Origin of the sequence: Rhizobium sp. NZLR1 (assembly GCF_017357385.1) — a bacterium.
Lineage (GTDB): Bacteria > Pseudomonadota > Alphaproteobacteria > Rhizobiales > Rhizobiaceae > Rhizobium.
Map to the genome: position 1 here is coordinate 2,527,511 of NZ_CP071632.1, position 18,865 is coordinate 2,546,375.

General features: G+C 62.0%; 14 protein-coding genes, 1 pseudogene and 1 riboswitch. Of the genes and pseudogenes, 7 read left to right on the forward strand and 8 right to left on the reverse strand.

The window, feature by feature from the left end; all coding sequences use genetic code 11:
* Positions 1–48 precede the first annotated feature (48 nt).
* Positions 49–1,032: an N-acetyl-D-Glu racemase DgcA gene (gene dgcA / locus J3O30_RS12615; protein WP_207580673.1), complete on the forward strand. Its 984-nt coding sequence runs from the start codon at positions 49–51 to the stop codon at positions 1,030–1,032.
* On the opposite strand, the gene J3O30_RS12620 is transcribed toward dgcA, so the two are convergent.
* Together J3O30_RS12620 and J3O30_RS12625 are read right to left on the reverse strand one after the other, a co-directional pair.
* Positions 984–2,201, reverse strand: a complete 1,218-nt coding sequence (locus J3O30_RS12620) for an MFS transporter (RefSeq protein WP_207580674.1) — start codon at positions 2,199–2,201, stop codon at positions 984–986. The two genes, dgcA and J3O30_RS12620, sit on opposite strands and share 49 nt — an antisense overlap.
* A 198-nt stretch (positions 2,202–2,399) precedes the next feature.
* Entirely contained in the window at positions 2,400–3,242 is an 843-nt protein-coding gene (locus J3O30_RS12625; protein ID WP_207580675.1) for a UDP-2,3-diacylglucosamine diphosphatase, read from the reverse strand.
* A 143-nt stretch (positions 3,243–3,385) separates the two neighbouring features.
* On the opposite strand from J3O30_RS12625, the gene J3O30_RS12630 reads away from it, so the two are divergent.
* Entirely contained in the window at positions 3,386–4,135 is a 750-nt protein-coding gene (locus J3O30_RS12630) for a phosphoglycerate mutase family protein (RefSeq protein ID WP_207580676.1), read from the forward strand.
* Positions 4,136–4,229: 94 nt separating this feature from the next.
* Here J3O30_RS12630 and J3O30_RS12635 read toward each other — a convergent pair whose 3' ends face one another.
* Together J3O30_RS12635 and J3O30_RS12640 are read right to left on the reverse strand one after the other, a co-directional pair.
* On the reverse strand, positions 4,230–7,382 hold the full coding sequence (locus J3O30_RS12635) for an efflux RND transporter permease subunit (protein WP_207580677.1): 3,153 nt from the start codon (positions 7,380–7,382) through the stop codon (positions 4,230–4,232).
* Between the two features lie 5 nt (positions 7,383–7,387).
* A pseudogene (locus J3O30_RS12640) lies at positions 7,388–8,605 on the reverse strand (efflux RND transporter periplasmic adaptor subunit).
* 194 nt (positions 8,606–8,799) lie between these two features.
* Between J3O30_RS12640 and J3O30_RS12645 the strand changes: the two are divergent.
* The gene (locus J3O30_RS12645; RefSeq protein WP_207584318.1) at positions 8,800–9,360 is read left to right on the forward strand and encodes a TetR/AcrR family transcriptional regulator; all 561 of its coding nucleotides are present in this window, start codon (positions 8,800–8,802) and stop codon (positions 9,358–9,360) included.
* A gap of 55 nt (positions 9,361–9,415) precedes the next feature.
* On the opposite strand, the gene J3O30_RS12650 is transcribed toward J3O30_RS12645, so the two are convergent.
* Positions 9,416–10,855 (reverse strand): FAD-binding oxidoreductase, encoded by a 1,440-nt coding sequence (locus J3O30_RS12650; protein ID WP_207580678.1) that lies wholly within the window; start codon positions 10,853–10,855, stop codon positions 9,416–9,418.
* Between the two features lie 296 nt (positions 10,856–11,151).
* On the opposite strand from J3O30_RS12650, the gene J3O30_RS12655 reads away from it, so the two are divergent.
* Positions 11,152–11,778, forward strand: coding sequence for a LysE family translocator (locus J3O30_RS12655; RefSeq protein ID WP_207580679.1), 627 nt, complete (start codon positions 11,152–11,154; stop codon positions 11,776–11,778).
* Positions 11,779–11,798: 20 nt separating this feature from the next.
* On the opposite strand, the gene J3O30_RS12660 is transcribed toward J3O30_RS12655, so the two are convergent.
* A complete protein-coding gene (locus J3O30_RS12660; protein ID WP_207584319.1) occupies positions 11,799–12,239 on the reverse strand; it encodes a GNAT family N-acetyltransferase in 441 nt (146 codons plus the stop codon).
* Positions 12,240–12,401: 162 nt separating this feature from the next.
* Between J3O30_RS12660 and J3O30_RS12665 the strand changes: the two genes are divergently transcribed.
* Positions 12,402–14,714, forward strand: coding sequence for an NADP-dependent malic enzyme (locus tag J3O30_RS12665; protein WP_207580680.1), 2,313 nt, complete (start codon positions 12,402–12,404; stop codon positions 14,712–14,714).
* A 52-nt stretch (positions 14,715–14,766) separates the two neighbouring features.
* On the opposite strand, the gene J3O30_RS12670 is transcribed toward J3O30_RS12665, so the two are convergent.
* The gene (locus J3O30_RS12670) at positions 14,767–15,300 is read right to left on the reverse strand and encodes a ribonuclease H (protein ID WP_207580681.1); all 534 of its coding nucleotides are present in this window, start codon (positions 15,298–15,300) and stop codon (positions 14,767–14,769) included.
* 152 nt (positions 15,301–15,452) lie between these two features.
* On the opposite strand from J3O30_RS12670, the gene J3O30_RS12675 reads away from it, so the two are divergent.
* Complete coding sequence (locus J3O30_RS12675; RefSeq protein WP_207580682.1) at positions 15,453–16,550, forward strand: DUF2865 domain-containing protein; 1,098 nt, start codon at positions 15,453–15,455, stop codon at positions 16,548–16,550.
* 4 nt (positions 16,551–16,554) lie between these two features.
* Here J3O30_RS12675 and bluB read toward each other — a convergent pair whose 3' ends face one another.
* Positions 16,555–17,244, reverse strand: coding sequence for a 5,6-dimethylbenzimidazole synthase (gene bluB, locus J3O30_RS12680; RefSeq protein ID WP_207580683.1), 690 nt, complete (start codon positions 17,242–17,244; stop codon positions 16,555–16,557).
* Between the two features lie 41 nt (positions 17,245–17,285).
* A riboswitch (cobalamin riboswitch) is annotated at positions 17,286–17,471 on the reverse strand.
* A gap of 342 nt (positions 17,472–17,813) precedes the next feature.
* Between bluB and J3O30_RS12685 the strand changes: the two genes are divergently transcribed.
* Complete coding sequence (locus J3O30_RS12685) at positions 17,814–18,752, forward strand: IS110 family transposase (RefSeq protein ID WP_207580684.1); 939 nt, start codon at positions 17,814–17,816, stop codon at positions 18,750–18,752.
* Positions 18,753–18,865: the final 113 nt, after the last annotated feature.

Here is an 18,865-nt window from a genome sequence, read left to right on the forward strand (position 1 = left end):
CAATATACAGAAGCAACGTGCGAATTCCATGCTCACAGGACAGCAATAATGCCGCGCACCCTCGATATCCAGATGAATTCATTTCCGATTGCCGGGACCTTCACCATCTCGCGCGGCGCAAAGACCGAGGCCGAGGTGATTACCTGCACGCTCTCCGAAGACGGTGTACAGGGGCTTGGCGAATGCGTGCCCTATCGCCGCTACGGTGAGACCATGGAGAGCGTTTTTGCCCAGATCGAGGCGGCGCGTCCGCTGATCGAGGCCGGGATCTCCCGCCGCGACCTCTTGTCCGCCATGCCGCCGGGCGCTGCCCGCAACGCCGTCGATTGCGCCCTCTGGGACCTGGAAGCGAAACAAACGGGTGAAAGCGTCGCGGCCCGTCTCGGCCTTGCCGATCTGAAGCCGCTCACCACCGCTTACACCATCTCGCTCGGTGAGCCGGAGGTGATGGCCGCAAAGGCTCGCGAACATGCAGGCCGCGCGCTGCTCAAGGTCAAGGTCGGAACCGGCGACGATGAAAGCCGTATCCGCGCCGTCCGCGCGGCCGCACCCGATGCCGCCATCATCCTTGACGCCAATGAAGGCTGGCCGGAAGCCGTGCTCGAACGACATCTCAACATCGCGGCGCAAGCGGGTGTGGCTCTCGTCGAGCAGCCGCTGCCGGCCGGCCGCGACGCTCTGCTTGCCGAAATCCGTCGCCCGCTTCTCGTCTGCGCCGACGAAAGTGTCCACCACACCGGCGATCTCGCAAGCCTTGCAGACCGCTATGATGCGATTAACATCAAGCTCGACAAGACGGGAGGCCTGACGGAGGCCCTGGCGATGAAGGTCGAGGCAGAACGGCTCGGTTTCAGCATCATGATCGGCTGCATGGTCGGCACCTCGCTTGCCATGGCGCCGGCCGTGCTGCTCGCCCAGAATGCCGATTTCGTCGATCTCGACGGTCCGCTGCTGCTTGCCCGCGATCGCGAACCCGGCCTGCGCTACGCCGCTTCCCTGGTCTTTCCGCCTGAAAGCACGCTTTGGGGCTGAAGGTAGTAAGCTGAGATGACGAGGCCGAGACCGGAGAACGCGACGAGCGCCATGACGTAATAGCTGACGACGCCGAGCCAGGCATAGAGATAACCCGACGCCAGCGTCATCAGCGCCATTGCCATGCCGACATAGAAGAAGTAGGCGCCTTGCGCCGAGGATTCCTGCGTCTCCTGCACCGTCGCCATGATCCGCCGCTGCACCCCGGTATGCACGAAGGCATAGGTGAAGCCGTGGAAACATTGCAGCAGGAAAAAACCGGCAAAGCCGGTATTCATCGGAAACAGTATCCAGCGGCAGACGCTGACCGCGCAGCCGAAGCGGATCAGGGTCCAGGCGTCGAAGCGCCGGTTGAGACGCTTCGACAGGAAGAACACCGTCACTTCGGAAGCGACGCCGACGCTCCAGAGCAGGCCGACCTCAGTGCCGGAAAAGCCGAGATGATGCCAGTAGATCGATGAAAAGGCGTTGAGCACCGCATGGCTCGACTGCTGAATGGCGACACCGATCAGCAGCAGCAGCAAGTGCGGCTCGCGCAACCCGCTGCCGGTGGCGGCCGGAATGTTGATCGGCTGGCCACGCCGACGCGTCGGCCCGATGCGCGGGCAGAAGATCGCCATGACCACGGTCATGGCAAAGCCGAACACCATGATATCAAGCACCATCCCGCCGCCCCACCGGCTGATTAGCTGGCCACCGACCAGCGTCGAGACGATGAAGGCAATCGAACCCCAGACGCGCATCGACCCGTAATCGAGGCCCCAGCGGCGCACGCCCGAGATGACGATCGATTCGACGACGGGCACATAGGGCGCGAAAGTGGCGCCCTGCAGTGCATAGACGATCGTCACCGGCCAGAAGGTCGTCGTCCAGAAGAGCGCGATCGCCGTCAGCAGCGACAGGCTGCCCGACCAGAGCAGCACGTCGGCGCGCTCCTTCAAACGGTCGGCGATCATGGCGACAACAGGCGCCACCAACACGCGAACCACCATCGGTATGGCAAGGATAACGCCGATCTCGTGGTCGCTGAAGCTGTGGGTTGCGAGCCACATCGGAAAGAACGGCAGAACGATGCCGTTGACGAGCAATGGCGCGCAATAGGAAAGCGCGCTGAGCAGCCGGAAGCGCGGAGGCGCTCCCTCACTCGGGGAATGTTGAGCGGGAATCATCGGTGGACCTGAAGGAAACTGATCGTTGTCCTAACACACCACCCTGGAGGCGACCATTGCGAGAAATAGCCCTACTGAAACGTTTTAGAAAATAAATAGTGCCTGTCGCCTGACGGTAACGGCTAAACTCCTGGAGCGCGCGGCGCTGATACGCCGGCCCCAAAAATCAGACGGCCCTCAAATCAGGCGCCCCCCAAATCACGCGGCCTGCGGGGCGAACTCGCCCTGGTCATGCATTTCGCTGGCGGCAAGCGCCGGCACACTGCTGGCAAGCGCCCGCCAGGTGATCAGTTCGAACGTGCCGTCGTCGTGCTCGGCCACCGCCGTGCAGCTTTCCACCCAATCGCCCGTATTGATGTAGCGGATGCCGTCCATGTCCTGGATGATGGCATGATGGATGTGTCCGCAGATCACGCCGTCGGCGCCGCTTTTGCGGGCTTCCTCTGTCACGACGCGCTCGAACTCACCGATGAAGTTGACGGCATGCTTGACCTGCAGCTTCGCCCAGGCCGAGAACGACCAGTAAGGCATGCCGAGGCGTCGGCGCACTGCCGCCAGGAGGATGTTGATGCGGATCGCAGTATCGTAGGCCCAGTCGCCGAGATAGGCGAGCAGGCGTGCGTTGCGGACGACCACATCGAACTCGTCGCCGTGCAAAATCAGGTATTTTTTGCCGTCGGCGCCATCATGCATCATGCGGTCGACGACCTCGATGCCGCCGAAATGCATTCCCGGGAAGTCGCGCAGGAATTCGTCGTGATTGCCGGGGATATAGACGACGCGTGTGCCCTTGCGGGCCTTGCGCAGCAGCTTCTGGACGACATCGTTGCAGACCTGCGGCCAGTACCAGCTGCGCTTCAGGCGCCAGCCGTCGACGATGTCGCCGACGAGCACGATCGTATCGGCCTCGTGGTGGCGCAGGAAATCCAAAAGGAAATCGGCCTTCGCGGCCTTCGAGCCGAGATGGACATCGGAAATGAAGAGCGTTCGGAAATGTCTGGGTTCCATCATGTCTATCACGAGCTGTCGCTCATGCCCCATCTTTCATCTAGCCTTCCAAAACCAGACTCGTGTTTCAGGAAGATGACAGACTGGGGAAAAGCCCTGCGCGCCGGCAATATTGCCCTCTCCATCGAGCGCGTTCATGATGAAGGCGACTCATATCCGACAATGCGGGATGGCTGATGCGTCTCTTTCTCGTTCGCCACGGCGAATCTCTCGGCAACCTCAATGAACAGGCCTATCGGCAATTCGGCGATCACAATGTGCCGCTGACCGAGTGGGGTCACCGCCAGGCGGTGGAAGCCGGCGGCGCGATCGCCTCCTATTTGAAGACACTGCCGGGCGCGGATTTCCGCAAGCTGCAAATCTGGTACTCGCCATTCCTCAGAACACGGCAAAGTAAGGATGCCTTGCTTACAGCCCTGCCGGAAAGCTATGTCGGCGAAATCCGGGAGGATTACCTGCTGCGCGAGCAGGATTTCGGTCTGTTCACCGAAATCTATGACCATGCCGAACAGAAGCAGAAATTTCCCGAGGAATTCGAAAAATGGGCGAGACTGCGCAGCAACAGCGGCAAGTTCTACGCGCGGCCGCCAGATGGCGAGAGCCGGGCGGATGTGGCCCAGCGTGTCCGCCTTTTCCTTCAGACCGTCATGCGCGACGCTGAAAATAGCAGCCACAACGTCGTGATCGTCGGCCATGGCGTCACCAACCGGGCGGTCGAAATGAATTTTCTGCACCGCCCCGTCGAATGGTTCGAGCGTTCCGACAATCCTGGAAATGCCGATATCACGTTGATCGAGGGGACGCGCTCGCAAGGATACGTGTCGACCCTGCTGCACCAGGCGGCCGACCGGCAGCCGGGACAGGAAAGTGAACTGTGCGATGCCTATGGCGCCGACGTGACGATCACGCCGAAGCCCGGTGGATAGGTTTTCTGGCGGATTACACAAGGCAACCCGCCAACTCCTCACCTCAGGTTATTCGTCGCCTCGGGTGAACCTTCACCTCGGGTGACTGGTCACCCTATGTCGGCGACGTCACCGTTGCCGGTTCCTGCCCGGCCGGTGCCTCCTCGTTCACAGTCTCCGGCCGCTTCATCCTCAAGAGACGCAGCACGAAGACGAAGAAGACGGGAACGAAGAAGATCGCCAGCACCGTCGCCGAGACCATGCCGCCCAGCACGCCGGTGCCGATCGCATTCTGGCTGGCCGCACTTGGGCCGGTGGCGATTGCCAGCGGCACCACGCCCAATGTAATGGCGAGCGAGGTCATGATGATCGGCCGGAAGCGCAGCCGAGCGCCTTCGATCGCGGCATCCATCAGCGATTTTCCCTCGGCAAAGCCGTCCTTGGCGAATTCGACGATCAGGATGGCGTTCTTCGCCGACAGACCGATGATCGCGATCAGGCCGACCTTGAAGTAGATGTCGTTGGACATGTCGCGGCTCATTACCGCGAGCACGCAGCCGATGACCCCAAGCGGCACGACCAGCATCACCGACAACGGGATCGACCAGCTCTCGTATAGCCCCGATAGCAGCAGGAAGACGAAAAGGATGCTGAGACCGAACAGGAACGGCGCCTGCGATCCCGATTTGAGCTCCTCCAGCGACTGGCCGGTCCATTCGAAGCCGAAGCCGTCGGGAAGCTCGGAGGCCAGCCGTTCCATTTCGGTAATCGCCGCGCCCGATGAATATCCCGGCGCCGGAGCGCCCGAAATGCGAACAGAGGGATAGCCGTTGTAACCGACGATCTGCGCCGGCCCCTTCTGCCACTCGGCGACCGCGAAGGATGAGAGCGGCACCATGCCGCCGCTCGCATTGCGGACGTTGAGTTTCATCAGGTCTTCGGCCTGAAGCCTGCTCTTGTCCTGTGCCTGCACGATGACGCGCTGCATGCGGCCGGAATTCGGGAAGTCGTTGACGTAGCTCGAACCGAGATTGGCGGTGATCGTGCTGTTGATGTCGGCGAAGGCGACGCCGAAGGTATTGGCCTTTTCGCGATCGATGACGAGCACCAGCTGAGCCGAATCAGGCATGCCCTCCGGCCGGATACCGGCGATGATGGGGTTCTCAGATGCCTTGCCGAGCAGCATTCCTGCCGCCTCGGTCAGTGCCGCCTGGCCCTTTGCCCCGCGATCCTGAAGGCGGAAGGTGAAACCGTTGGTCGTGCCGAAGCCTTCGATCGGCGGCGGCGACAATGCGAAGGAAGTCGCATCCTTCAACGCAAACAGCTGCATATTGACGCGGTTGGAGATCTCCTGCACCGAATTGCCCGCGCCACGCTCGGCCCAGTCCTTCAGGGTAACGAACACCAGGGCGGCATTCGGCCCCTGCCCCGAAAAGCTGAAGCCCTGGATCGCCACGACGTTGGCAACCGCCGGCTCCTTCTTGAAGATCGCCTCGATGCTTTCGAGCGAGGCGACCGTGCGGTTACGGCTCGCCTCGGGCGGCCCCTGCACGTCGACGATCAGGAAGCCCTGGTCCTCGTCCGGCACGAAACTGCTCGGCAGGTTGACGAAGAGATAGCCGAGACCGACGACGACCGCGACATAGACCGCCATGACCCGCCAGGAGCGCTTGGCCAGTCCCTCGACGGCGCGGGCATACCTGCCGGTCAGCCGTTCGAACTTTCGGTTGAACCAGCCGGCGATGCCCTTCTTCTCGTGATGGCCCTTGATCGGCTTCAGGAAAGTCGCGCAGAGCGCCGGCGTCAGCGACAGCGCCAGGAAGGCCGAAAACAGGATCGAGACGACCATGGTCAGGCTGAACTGGCGGTAAATGATGCCTGTCGAACCCGGGAAGAACGCCATCGGCACGAAGACGCAGGAGAGCACCAGCGTGATGCCGAGGATTGCGCCGGTGATCTGCCGCATCGCCTTTTTGGTCGCCTCCTTCGGCGACAGGCCTTCCACCGCCATCAGACGCTCGACGTTCTCGACCACGACGATGGCGTCATCGACGAGGATGCCGATGGCAAGCACCATCGCAAACATCGTCAACACGTTGATCGAGAAGCCGGCGGCAAACATCACCGCCAGCGTCCCGAGCAGCGCGACCGGCACGACGAGCGTCGGAATGATGGTGTAGCGGAAGCTTTGCAGGAAGACGAGCATGACGATAAAGACGAGGGCGACGGCTTCTGCGAGCGTATGCGCCACCTTCTCGATCGATGCCGAGACGAACGGGCTGGTGTCGTAGGGAACGGAATATTCGACGCCCGCCGGGAAGAAACGCGACAGCTCCTCCATCTTCGCCTTGACCAGATTGGACGTGTTGACGGCGTTGCCCGTCGACGACAGCTGGATGGCGATGGCAGCGCTCGGTTGCCCGTTCAGCCGGGTGGAGAAGCTGTAGCTCTCGCTGCCCTCTTCGATCCGCGCGACGTCGCGCAGCCGGACGTTCGACCCGTCGGCATTGGCGCGCAGCACGATGTTCCCGAATTCCTTGCTGTCGGTCAGCTGACCCTTCACCAGTACCGTCGCCGTCAGGTCTTGCGAGATCGGATTGGGTGCGGCGCCGATCTGGCCCGCCGCAACTTGGGCATTCTGCGCCGAGATCGCCCCGCTGATGTCGGAGGCGGTGAGGTTCAAGCCGACCATCTTGTCGGGATCGATCCAGATGCGCATCGCCCGCTGCGAGGCAAACAGCTGCGCCCGGCCGACGCCGTCGAGACGGCGTAGCTCGCCGATGACGTTCCGGTTGAGATAGTCGCCGAGCGCCACCTCATCGGTCTTGCCGTCGGTCGAGGTCAGCGAGATGAACATCAGGAAGCCGGACGACGCCTCCTCGACTGTGACGCCCTGATCCTTGACGGATTGCGGCAGCCGCGGCTCGACGCGGCGGATGGCATTCTGAACGTCGACGGAGGCCTGGTCGATATCGGTGCCCGCCGCAAACGTCGCGGTGATCGTCATCGCGCCCGAGGTGTCGGAGGTCGATTCGAAATAGGCAAGGTGCTCGACCCCGTTCAGCTCTTCCTCGATCTGCCGGGTGACGCCCTGATAGATGTCCTGCGGCGATGCGCCGGGATAGCTGGTAGTAATGCTGAGCTGCGGCGGCGCGACCTTCGGATATTGTGCGACCGGGAGGAACGGCAGCGCGATCAGGCCGGCGATGGAGATGAAGATCGCAAAGACCCATGCCAGGATCGGGCGATCGATAAAGAAACGTGCCATTGATCTTACTCCGGCTTCTTGGCGTCGCCGGACGCGACTTCGCCATCCCGCCACGCTTCCGGCGCGACCTTGGCGCCCGGCTGCAGTTTCTGCACGCCGTCGACGACCAGGCGTTCGCCAGCAGACAGGCCGCTTTCGACCACCCATTCATTGCCGGAGGATTGACCGAGCTCGACGTCGCGCGGCTGCGCCACGTCTCCGTCCTCTACGACATAGACCTGCGCCTTGCCATCGGCCGCACGGATGACGGCGCGTTGCGGGATGAGGATCGCCTTCTCGCGGACGGCCTGCTCGATGCGGACCCTGACGTAAAGACCCGGCAGCAGATCGCCGTTGGGATTGGGGAATTCGCCGCGCAGGGTAACCTGGCCCGTCGTCGCATCGACGCTGGCGCTGCGGAACAGCAGTTTTCCGGCCTGGGCGTAGACCGTGCCGTCGTCGAAGACGAGTTTGATGTCGGCTTTGCCTTGTTCCGTCGAGGCGAGGTTGCCATTCTCGACCGCCCGCTTCAGCGCCAGCAACTCGCCGGAGGATTGCGTGAAGTCGGCATAGACGGGGTCGATCTGCTGGATCATCGCCAGCGCATCGCCGGCATCTGCCGTCACCAACGCGCCTTCGGTCACCAGTGCGGCGCCGATGATGCCTGAGATCGGTGCCCGGATTTCGGTATAGCCGAGATTGATCTTCGCTTCGTCGAGTGCTGCCTGCGCCAGCGCGACATCGGCGTCGGCCTGGGCAAGGGCGACAGCCGCCGCATCATATTCGACCCCGCTTGCGACATCGCGGTCGCGCAGCGACTTCTGCCGATCCAGCTGCTGGCGGGCATTCAGCTGCGTCGCCCTGGCGCGCTCGAGGCTGGCTTCGCGCTGGCGACGCGGACCCGGAACAGTGCCGGATCGATCCGATAGAGCACGTCGCCCTGATGAACGAGACTGCCCTGCTCGAAGACCCGTTCCTGCAGGATGCCGGAAGCCCGGGCCCTCACCTCCGAAACACGCGTCGCGGCGATGCGGCCGGGCAATTCGCTGACAACGGGAACCGGACGCGCGTTCAGCGTCAGCACGCTGACGGCGGCCGGCGGCATGGCGCCGCCTTCCTGTGCGTGAACCGGCAATCCCACGCCGAGGAACAGCGCCAGCGTTAGTGCGTAACGCACTGTTTTCGTATGAAAATGCATAATCTACTAGCCTTCCTGATGGTCCCGGTGAGGTCCAAAAAAGCACAGCCCGCCGAAATGACGTTCGGCGGGCCTCCTGTGCCGACAGATAGCCAATCTTTTTTCGGATTGCAAGATACCTACCGGTTGGTATGATAGCGACATCACTTCTTTTGGTATGATAGCTCCGCGATCCCGGGAGTGATACTGATCCCCTCCGGTCTTCTCGTCACGAAACGCATCTCGAACCCAGGTCATGCATTGATAGATAGCCCCCGCAACAGAAAGAAACAACCGGAAGTCGTGCGGCAGGCTCTTCTCGATTGTGCCACCAAGCTGGCACTGGAGCAGGGTCTGGCCGCCGTCAGCCTGCAGGCGGTCGCAAGTGCTGCCGGTGTGACAAAAGGAGGTCTGTTTCACCACTTCCCCAATAAGCAGGCTCTTATTGAGGCCGTGTTCGACGGTATGATGGAAAACCTCGACCGCGAGATCGACCAGGAACTGGAAAAGGACAAGGGCGGCCACGGCACATTCAGCCGCGCCTATGTCCGTACTCTTTTTTCCGATCGCGCTCTCAACAACAGCCCATGGTCGGCGCAAACGATGACCGTGCTGGCCGACCCCTACTCCAAAAGCCTCTGGCACAAATGGATCAATGACCGGCTGGTCAGGCACGCCGAAACCGACGCGGGAATGCGGCTCGAAATCATTCGCCTGGCGGCGGATGGCGCATGGCTCGCCCATGTCCTAAGGCCAGACGACCGGGCCGGCTCGGACGACACGGCTCTGCTGAAGGAATTGATCGAACTCACCGAGGGGTGACAGCCGATCGGCATCCCGCGCCCGAGCGCTGTCACTTGAGCGCGGGATGATCCGGCTAAGCAGCCCGCACGGCCACCGTCGGTTTGACGTTCTGGTTCATGCGGAACAGATTGTTCGGATCGTAGCGCCGCTTGATTTCGGCAAGCCGGCCGTAATTGGCGCCATAGGCGCTTTCCACCCGATCGGCCTCGTCCTCAGGCATGAAGTTGATATAGGCGGTTCCCACAGCATGCGGCTTGGTTGCCTCGAAAAGCTCACGCGCCCAGCCGGTGCAGCTTGCATCCATCCCGCTTTCCCGCCAGCGTGCATGCACGTTCATGACGAAATGCGAGCTGCGCTGCGGAAATGCGGTGGCCTCAGTCGGAATGCGGCCGGCCGCACCGCCGACATGGCCGATGAAGATTTCGCATTCTGGTCCCGGCAGCTTGCGCACGGCGTTGAGCAGCACCTCGATCGCTGCGTCGGAGAGCGAGGCGAAATCCTGGCTCTTCCAGTAATTGCGCGCACCTGGCGTCAGCAGCGGGTCGAATGCCTGCTGCCAGCCGGTAAACGGTACCGGGCCGACGACGTCGGCAATCGGTTTTCCGATCGCCCGCAATCTTTCCGTCGCTTTTTCCCCGGCCGCGATGTCTCCGCAATAGCACATCGCAAGCACCACGACCTCCTTGCCGTGCCATTCGGCCGGAAGGAACGGCAGCGGTGGTGCCTGGCGCATCACAACCCAGCAGGTCAGTTCATCGGGTGCGGCTTCCAGCGCCTGCCGATATTCCCTCAGCACCTTTTCCGCGTCAGCGAACGGATGCACCACCAGCCCGGCGAGGACCTCTGTTTTGAGCGGGTTGAGCTGGAATTCGAAGGAGGTAACGACGCCGAAATTGCCGCCACCGCCGCGCAACGCCCAGAACAGGTCTGGTCTTTCCGTCTCGCTCGCCTTGACCAGCTCACCATCGGCCGTCACCACATCCACCGAAATCAGATTGTCGATCGTCAGCCCGAATTTGCGGGTCAGCCAGCCGAAGCCGCCGCCAAGCGTCAGGCCGGCTATGCCGGTGGTGGAATTGATGCCGGTCGGCAGCACCAGCCCGAAGGCCAGCGTTTCCTGGTCGACATCGGCAAGTGTTGCGCCCGGCTCGATCCTGGCGCGGCGCGTCTCCGGGTCGACCCGCACCGATTTCATCGCCGACAGGTCGATGACGACACCGCCCTCGCAGACGGCATTGCCGGCAATACCGTGGCCCCCGCCGCGCACCGAAACGAGCAGATTATTGTCGCGCGCAAACCGCACCGCGCGCACGACATCGGCAGCGCCGGCGCAACGCGCGATAAGCCCGGGCCGCCGGTCGATCATCGCATTCCAGATCGCCCGCGCCTCATTGTAATCGATGTCTTTACTGGTCAGGAGATTGCCGCGAAATCCGGCGGCAAACGCATCGATGGCCACGTCATTGACCATCGTCTGCCCCTTTTGCAGGGTCGTCAGGTTCAAATTGTCCATGGTTTCCTCCATGCGACCGGCGCCCCGCACCGTCGCGGCCGGGATTTTGCGCCCGTTGCCTTCGGCAAACAAGTTTCGAAAAGGATTAGCTAATATAGACGTGGTAGAACGAAGCGTATCTCGTTGAGATTACTTTTAAAATTTGTACCGGCGCCGACGGACGGCGATCCTTGCGTGGTAGCCCGTTGCGATCGCCGCGCAAGTTCCTACTTTGCAACCTCGTAAATGGCGGGATGCAAATTCGTTGCTTTGATTTGCCATTGCGATAGACAGGATCGCCAACCTGGAGAAGATCGATGGTCAGTTTCGGTGTTTTGACAACCTATGTCCTGGTGGTGCTGGGTCTGATGATCATTCCGGGGCCGGCCACACTCCTCACCCTGGCCAGAGCCATCAGCGGCGGCAAACGCGCCGGAATGGCAACGGGCCTCGGCATTGCTGCGGGTGATCTTGTCCATACGACGATGGCAACCTTCGGCCTGTCGGCATTGCTTGCCACGTCAGCCCTGGCGTTTGAAATCGTCAAATATGCCGGCGTCGCTTACCTGATTTATCTCGGATTCCGGGCCTTCTTCGAGAAGGCGCAAAGCCTCGACATGCCCAAGGCACAAGCGATCAGCCCCATGCGCGCCTTTCGTCAGGGACTCTTTACCGAGATCCTGAATCCCAAGACGGCTTTGTTCTTCTTGGCTTTCCTGCCGCAGTTCATCCATCCGGAAAGCGGGTCCGCCATCGCACAATTCGCCCTGCTCGGAATCATTTTCGTCGGGCTCAGCATCTGCGTAACGTCGCTTCTGGCGATCGCGGCCGGTTCTATTGGCGGCTGGCTGCAGAGCAACCGTCGGGTTGGGCGGTGGCAGGGAAAGGTCGTCGGCACGGTTTACATGGCCTTGGGTGCCAGGCTCGCCCTTCAGCAGCAGTAACCTGCTGCTTCGCGCAAATATCAGCGCACGCTGGAAAATAGCTTTCTCAGGAAGAAACGGCGCGGCGTTTGGGCGTCGCCTTCAAGTTCGCCGAACTGCTCGAAGCCCAGTTTGAGATAGAAGGGTTTCGCTTGAAAATCGAAGGTGTCGAGAAAGATACCCAAACAAGCGCGCTCGCGGGCTATGCGCTCTGCCTCCTCCATCAGCTTGGTACCAAAACCTTCGCCTCTGCGCGCAGCTGGAACAACCAGGTATTTGATAAAAAGCCAATTGTACTCCTCCACGGCATAGAGACCCCCGATGATGTCGAAAGTGTCGGGATCTCTCAGGACTATCCCGAGATCGGGCTGCTCGATCAGGTGAGTCGTGTGCGGAGCGTTGAAGTCCAATAGCAATTTGAGCACTTCGTTCCGCTCTTCGGCGGTTGGCTCATTCGGGAGGATTTCGAGGATGGGCAGCATCACCAAAGGATGAGGCAGCGATCGCGCAGTGTCCAGCTGTCAATTGGAGATGCCCCTCCGCCCGCCCGTCTCACGAAAACTTCTCCCATCCCTATTTCCATACTGTCGCCGCTAACCGATTGATGTATGCAGGGAGCACAAAAGACGTGCACGGAGGCGGCAATGGATCACCAGGAAAAATCCAAGACGGAAAAGAACCTGACAGGCGGCGATCTCGACGAGCAGGCGCTGTTCTTCCACCGCTATCCCCGCCCCGGCAAACTGGAGATCCAGGCAACCAAGCCGCTCGGCAACCAGCGCGACCTGGCACTTGCCTATTCGCCCGGCGTCGCAGCCCCCTGCCTTGCCATCCGCGACAATCCCGAAATGGCGGCCGAATATACCTCGCGCGCCAATCTCGTCGCCGTCATTTCCAACGGCACGGCAGTGCTTGGCCTCGGCAATATCGGCCCGCTGGCCTCGAAGCCGGTGATGGAGGGCAAGGCCGTGCTCTTCAAGAAATTCGCCGGCATCGATGTCTTCGATATCGAAATCGACGCCGCAGGCGTCGAGCAGATGGTCTCGACTATCGCCTCGCTGGAGCCGACCTTCGGCGGCATCAATCTCGAAGACATCAAGGCGCCGGGATGTTTCGAGGTCGAGCGGCGCCTGCGCGAAAAGATGAAGATCCCGGTCTTCCACGACGATCAGCACGGCACGGCAATCATCGTCGCCGCCGCGATCCTCAACGGGCTGGAACTCGCCGGCAAGGCGATCGAAAACGTCAAGATCGTCGCCTCCGGCGCCGGTGCAGCCGCCCTTGCCTGCCTGAACCTGCTGGTGATCCTCGGCGCCAAGCGCGAAAACATCTGGGTCCACGATCTCGAAGGCCTCGTCTATGAGGGCCGCATCGAGCTGATGGACGAATGGAAATCCGTCTACGCCCAGAGGAGCGAGACGCGTACGCTCGCCGAAAATATCGGCGGCGCCGACGTCTTCCTCGGTCTGTCGGCCGCCGGCGTACTGAAGCCCGAGCTGCTGGCGCAGATGGCCGATAAGCCGCTGATCATGGCGCTCGCCAATCCGACGCCGGAAATCATGCCGGATCTTGCCCGTGCCGCCCGCCCCGATGCGATGATCTGCACCGGCCGCTCGGATTTCGCCAACCAGGTCAACAACGTCCTCTGCTTCCCCTATATCTTCCGCGGCGCGCTCGATTGCGGCGCCGAGACGATCAACGAGGAAATGAAGATGGCGGCCGTGCGTGCCATCGCCGCCCTTGCCCGCGAAGAGCCGTCGGATGTCGCTGCCCGCGCCTATTCCGGCGAAACGCCCGTCTTCGGCCCCGACTACCTGATCCCCTCGCCCTTCGATCCGCGCCTCATCCTGCGCATCGCCCCTGCGGTTGCCAAGGCCGCCGAACAGAGCGGCGTGGCGCGCCGCCCGATCCAGGATTTCGACGCCTATCTCGATCAGCTGAACCGCTTCGTCTTCCGCTCCGGTTTCGTCATGAAGCCGATCTTCACCGCGGCCAAGGCAGCAGAACGCAAGCGTGTCATCTTCTCCGAAGGCGAAGACGAGCGCGTGTTGCGCGCCGCCCAGGTGCTGCTCGAGGAAGGCCTCGCCGAACCGATCCTGATCGGCCGCCCGCAGGTCATCGAGACCCGCCTGAAGCGCTACGGTCTGCGTATCCGCCCGCTGCAGGATTTCGAGGTCATCAATCCGGAAGACGATCCGCGCTTCCGCGAATATGTCGATCTCTATTTCTCGCTGGTCGGCCGCCGCGGCGTCATTCCCGAAGCCGCCCGCACCATCGTGCGCACCAACACCACCGTCATCGGCGCACTGGCGCTGAGGCGCGGCGAGGCCGATGCGCTGATCTGCGGTCTGGAAGGCCGCTACGAGAAGCACCTGCGCGACGTCCGCCAGATCATCGGCAAGCGCAAGGATGTTCGTGATTTCTCGGCCCTCAGCCTGATGATCTCACAGCGCGGCGCCACCTTCTTCACCGATACCTACGTCACCTTCAATCCGAACGCCGAAGAAATCGCCGAGGCAACGGTGCTGGCGGCCGAGGAAATCCGCCGTTTCGGCATCACGCCGCGCGCTGCCCTCGTTTCGCATTCCAACTTCGGCTCGCGCGAATCCGAAAGTGCCACAAAGATGCGCAACGCCCTGCAGCTTGTGCGCGAGGCCGCCCCAGATCTCGAGGTCGACGGCGAGATGCACGGCGAAAGCGCCATCACCGAAGCGCTGCGCAAGCGCGTCATGCCGGATACGACCCTGCACGATGAGGCAAACCTTCTGGTCTTCCCGAACCTCGACGCCGCCAACATCACGCTTGGCGTGGTGAAGTCGATGACCGATGGTCTGCATGTCGGGCCGATCCTGCTCGGCACCGCCCTGCCTGCCCACATCCTTGCCCCCTCGGTCACCTCCCGCGGCGTCGTCAACATGGCGGCGCTGGCCGTCGTCGAAGCATCGCAACCGGCTTAAGCCGGTTGCCGGCAAGCAAACGACAGGCGCTTGAGACCGGCCCGACGCCCTGTCAACCACCCTCTATCGACAGGCGTCCTCTGCCCGCGAGCGCATCCGCGCGTTCGTTGCCGATAATCCCTGAATGACCCTTGCACCAGGCAATGGTCACCAGGGCGTTCCGGGATAATTGAAGATCGATCGCTTTCCAGAGTTCCGCATTATCGATCGTTCGCCGTCGGCCATGTCCATTCGGGCTGCTTTTCTTCCAGCCATTGTTCTTCCAGATATGTCGCCGGCTGTTACAGCCTTTGACGGCATAGACGGAATCGGACCAGATGGTCGCAGCTTCGCCGGTTGTTTGGCTGTTGATCCACATGGCCGCCCTGAGAACGGCGGTCAATTCCATCGAATTATTGCTGGAATCTCCAACGCCACCTAAGTCCGCCGCGATTTCCACCGCATCGCGATAAGCGACAAACGACCAGCCTCCATGCCCGGAACCGGGCTCAAAACAACCGTCCGCGAAGACGTGAAGGCCGTGTTGGGTTTCCGCTACGCCTGATGTCGGTGCTGAGGGTCGGATCTCGTCGGGAATGCCTGTCATTTTAACCGAGTCCCAGGCGATTGCTGGATAAGATTACGAAAATACGGTAGGATTTTCTCTGAGCTTATTAAGAGAAATCCGTTAAGGGAAAACGCGCGGCCGTTGACGTCGCATTCGACCCACCGACCGTTTGCTCATTCCGGGACGACGCCGTGAAACGCCGAAACCTGTCTCTCGCCGTCCTCCTCGCTTTCTCAGCGCCCGCCGCCGCGCAGACTAGTGCCGTCTGTGAGGACCTGCGCGGCCGTCTCGCCGACCTGCCGCGATCGATCGGCAATGGCAACGGTCCGGAAGCCCGCCAATATTCCAGCGCCATGGCCGAGCAGAACCTCGAGCTGCGCAAGGTTCGCAACGACCTGCGCAGTTACGGCTGCACCTCGGGCAGCATGGTGGTGATCGGCGGCCAGAATGCCGATTATTGCGCCGAGCTCTCGGACTCCGAAGCCCGAATGATCGACAATATCGGTTACCTCCAGGATCGCCGCAACGAGCTGACCGGCCGGAACGGCGCCGATGACGGCGCCCGGCGGGAGCTGATGTCTGCGCTCGATAGCAATGGCTGCAACAGCGAGAATTTCTATGCGCCTGACGAGCGCAGCGCCAACGACCCTGCCCCGAGCGTCGAGGAACAGGCGATGCGCTCCGATACCTTCATACCGCTCGGCGGTGGTGAGGAGGCCGACCCGCGCTACGGCCTGCCGCGAGCCGAGATGCTGTCGCCGGTCAGCACCATGTGCGTGCGCAGCTGCGATGGCGGTTTCTTCCCGATCAGCTCGAACGCCACTTCGGTCGATTTCGGCCGCGATGCCCAGACCTGCGCCAAGATGTGCCCGGGGATCGAAACCCAACTGTTCTATCGCGAGGTGACGAGCACCGAAGCCTCGAACATGATCTCGGTCGCGACCGGCACACCCTACAGCGCCATGAAAAACGCTTTTGCCTACAAGAACCGCACGCCCGGCGAAAAGACCTCCTGCGCCTGCAATCTCACCGCCTATTATGACGAGATGCGCGGCAAGCAGGCGGTAAGCCAGCCGCCGCAACAAGGCTCGATCACCACCATCCACACCAATCCGCCGGTGAAGGATGGTGCGGCTGCCGCGCCGCAGCCATCCGTGCCGGAGCGTCCGTACGACCCAACGCAGAACAAGGTCCGCCAGGTCGGCCCGCAGTTCCTTGCCGGTGACCAGGGCTCGATCGATCTCGCCAATCCTGCCGCACCTGGCCCCCAACCCCAGCAGCAGCAGTAATTGGCTACGGCTCGGTCCGCCCCCAGCCGTCGTGGAAGACGAGTTCCTCGAGCGGCAGCCGCTGCCGCCAACCTTTGACGGAGAGTTCCGGCTGATCATAGAGCCGATCGACAAAACCGGCGCAGAGCCAGGCGACCACCTCGATATGCTCGGGTATGCCGAGAATCGTTTTCAGGTCGCCTTCGTGAAAGATGCTAACCCAGCCGATACCGATCCCTTCGGCGCGCGCCGCAAGCCAGAGATTCTGGATGGCGCAGACGGTGGAATAGCTATCCATCCGCGGATTGTGCGTCCTCCCCAGCACCACGCTGCCGCTGCGCGTGGGATCGCAGGTCACGCAGATGCCGAGCGGCGCCTCTGCGATGCCTTCGAGCTTGAGGGAGCGGTAGGCCTGCTGCCGTTCGCCCTCAAACATCAATGCCGCCTCTTCGTTCGCCTTGGCAAAGGCATCGCGGACGCGCGCGCGCACCGTTGGACTTTTCACCAGAATGAAATTCCACGGCTGCATGAAGCCGACGGAGGGTGCGTGATGAGCGGCCGTCAGCAGCCGTTCCACGACGTCGTCCGGCAAGGGGTCAGGCAGGAACTGGCTGCGAACGTCGCGCCGCGTCAAGATCGCATGATAGACGGCCTCGCGTTCGGCCAAGGAAAAACCGGACGCCGCAGAAAGGGCATCCTCATCAAAGGGTCGCATCGTCAAATCCCCAACAACGCAACCGCCCGCCGTCCGCGCGGGTTGGGTCTATCTTGCCAGGCCGGTCTTCTGACTTGGCGTCATCCGTCTGCCGCAGCCTTCCCGGCAAAGCCAGTGGCATGATTAGCGGCAGACGTCAGCCTTACAGCGTTGGGCACGTTCCGGTCTTGCACCGGATTCCCGATTCTCCCGCCTGGCCGGCGGGCACCTGACGGCGCATCTATTTCAGGAAAGCAGTGCTGCTGCAAGCCGGGAGTCCCCTTCTCCCCAGCGGGGAGAAGGTGGCCCGAAGGGTCGGATGAGGGGGCCGCACGGCACACCATTCATTGCCCTTCGCTCGCGCTCACCGCATTCGCGACTTCGCCGCTCACCCCCTTGTATCTGCACGTTAGAGATTTTGTGCGATGGAAGCGATTGAGCCTCTGGCCGGGTGGCCACCCGGCCAGAGGCGTGACGAAGTCGCCCGTTCCCCCTCTGGTTACAACCGTGGATGAGCCTGGGATCTTCGTCATCGTCACGTACGACCGAATAGTCGCTTGGTTCCAATCGCACGCACAAGGCAGGTTACCGTGAACAGAGTTATATGTGGAGTGGATGTTTCGAAGGACTGGCTGGATGCGTCTATCCGCCCGTCCGGGACGTTTGAGCGTTTCAGCAATGACGCCACCGGCATCGGCGCGCTGGCCGATCTTTGCCGGGCCGAGAATGTCGAGCTCGTCGTCATGGAGGCTTCCGGCGGTTACGAGCGGACGGCCTTCCTGTTGTTGTGGGAGATGGGGATCGCCTGCGCCTTGGCTAATCCGCGCCATGTGCGCCGGTTTGCCGAAGCCATGGGCTTTCTGGAAAAGACCGACCGCATCGATGCGGCGATGATCGCCCATTATGCCGAAACCAAGCGGCTGGCTGCCCTGCCGCCGCCGAAAGCCGCGCAGATGCGGCTGTCGGCGCTGATGGCGCGGCTGTCCCAGGTCACGAGTGACCTGACCGTCCAGAGGCAGCGCCGCAGTGCGGCCCGCGATCATCAGAGCGTGGCAAGCCTCAACGAGGTGATCGCGCTTCTGGTGCGCCAGAGCCGCACCCTCGAAGGCGAGATTGCCTCGATGATCGATGACGATCCGCTCTGGGCCTGCCTCAACCAGGCCTTTCGCTCGATCAAGGGCGTGGCCAACCGTACCGTTGCCCGGCTGATGGCCGAATTGCCTGAGATCGGCCGGATCTCCAACAAGGCGATCGCCAAGCTGGCCGGCCTTGCGCCGATTGCCAACGACAGCGGCAAACGCAGCGGACATCGGCCGGTGCGCGGCGGGCGCTCCGGACCACGCGCCATTCTGTTCCTGGTTGGCGCCATCGCAGCCCGACACAATCCGCATCTGGCGGCATTCCAGCAAAGGTTGCAAAGCCAGGGCAAACCGAAAATGGTCATCCGCATCGCGCTCGCCCGAAAACTCCTGGTCATTCTCAATGCAAAAGCACGAGATGCGCGAAGAGAATTCGAACATGCAACTTGACAGCCCAGATAGTCGCTCATCCGACCCTGCGGGCCACCTTCTCCCCGCCGGGGAGAAGAGGGAGATGACCAAGTCTCGATCCGACCTCAACCCTCTCCTAAACAGCAAGAAAC

What these genes read in the sequence shown, in the direction of transcription:
- dgcA (WP_207580673.1), top strand. Translation starts at nt 49, where the DNA reads ATGCCGCGCACCCTCGATATCCAGATGAATTCATTTCCGATTGCCGGG.
- J3O30_RS12620 (WP_207580674.1), bottom strand. Translation starts at nt 2,201, where the DNA reads ATGATTCCCGCTCAACATTCCCCGAGTGAGGGAGCGCCTCCGCGCTTC.
- J3O30_RS12625 (WP_207580675.1), bottom strand. Translation starts at nt 3,242, where the DNA reads ATGGGGCATGAGCGACAGCTCGTGATAGACATGATGGAACCCAGACAT.
- J3O30_RS12630 (WP_207580676.1), top strand. Translation starts at nt 3,386, where the DNA reads ATGCGTCTCTTTCTCGTTCGCCACGGCGAATCTCTCGGCAACCTCAAT.
- J3O30_RS12635 (WP_207580677.1), bottom strand. Translation starts at nt 7,382, where the DNA reads ATGGCACGTTTCTTTATCGATCGCCCGATCCTGGCATGGGTCTTTGCG.
- J3O30_RS12650 (WP_207580678.1), bottom strand. Translation starts at nt 10,855, where the DNA reads ATGGACAATTTGAACCTGACGACCCTGCAAAAGGGGCAGACGATGGTC.
- J3O30_RS12655 (WP_207580679.1), top strand. Translation starts at nt 11,152, where the DNA reads ATGGTCAGTTTCGGTGTTTTGACAACCTATGTCCTGGTGGTGCTGGGT.
- J3O30_RS12660 (WP_207584319.1), bottom strand. Translation starts at nt 12,239, where the DNA reads ATGCTGCCCATCCTCGAAATCCTCCCGAATGAGCCAACCGCCGAAGAG.
- J3O30_RS12665 (WP_207580680.1), top strand. Translation starts at nt 12,402, where the DNA reads ATGGATCACCAGGAAAAATCCAAGACGGAAAAGAACCTGACAGGCGGC.
- J3O30_RS12670 (WP_207580681.1), bottom strand. Translation starts at nt 15,300, where the DNA reads ATGACAGGCATTCCCGACGAGATCCGACCCTCAGCACCGACATCAGGC.
- bluB (WP_207580683.1), bottom strand. Translation starts at nt 17,244, where the DNA reads ATGCGACCCTTTGATGAGGATGCCCTTTCTGCGGCGTCCGGTTTTTCC.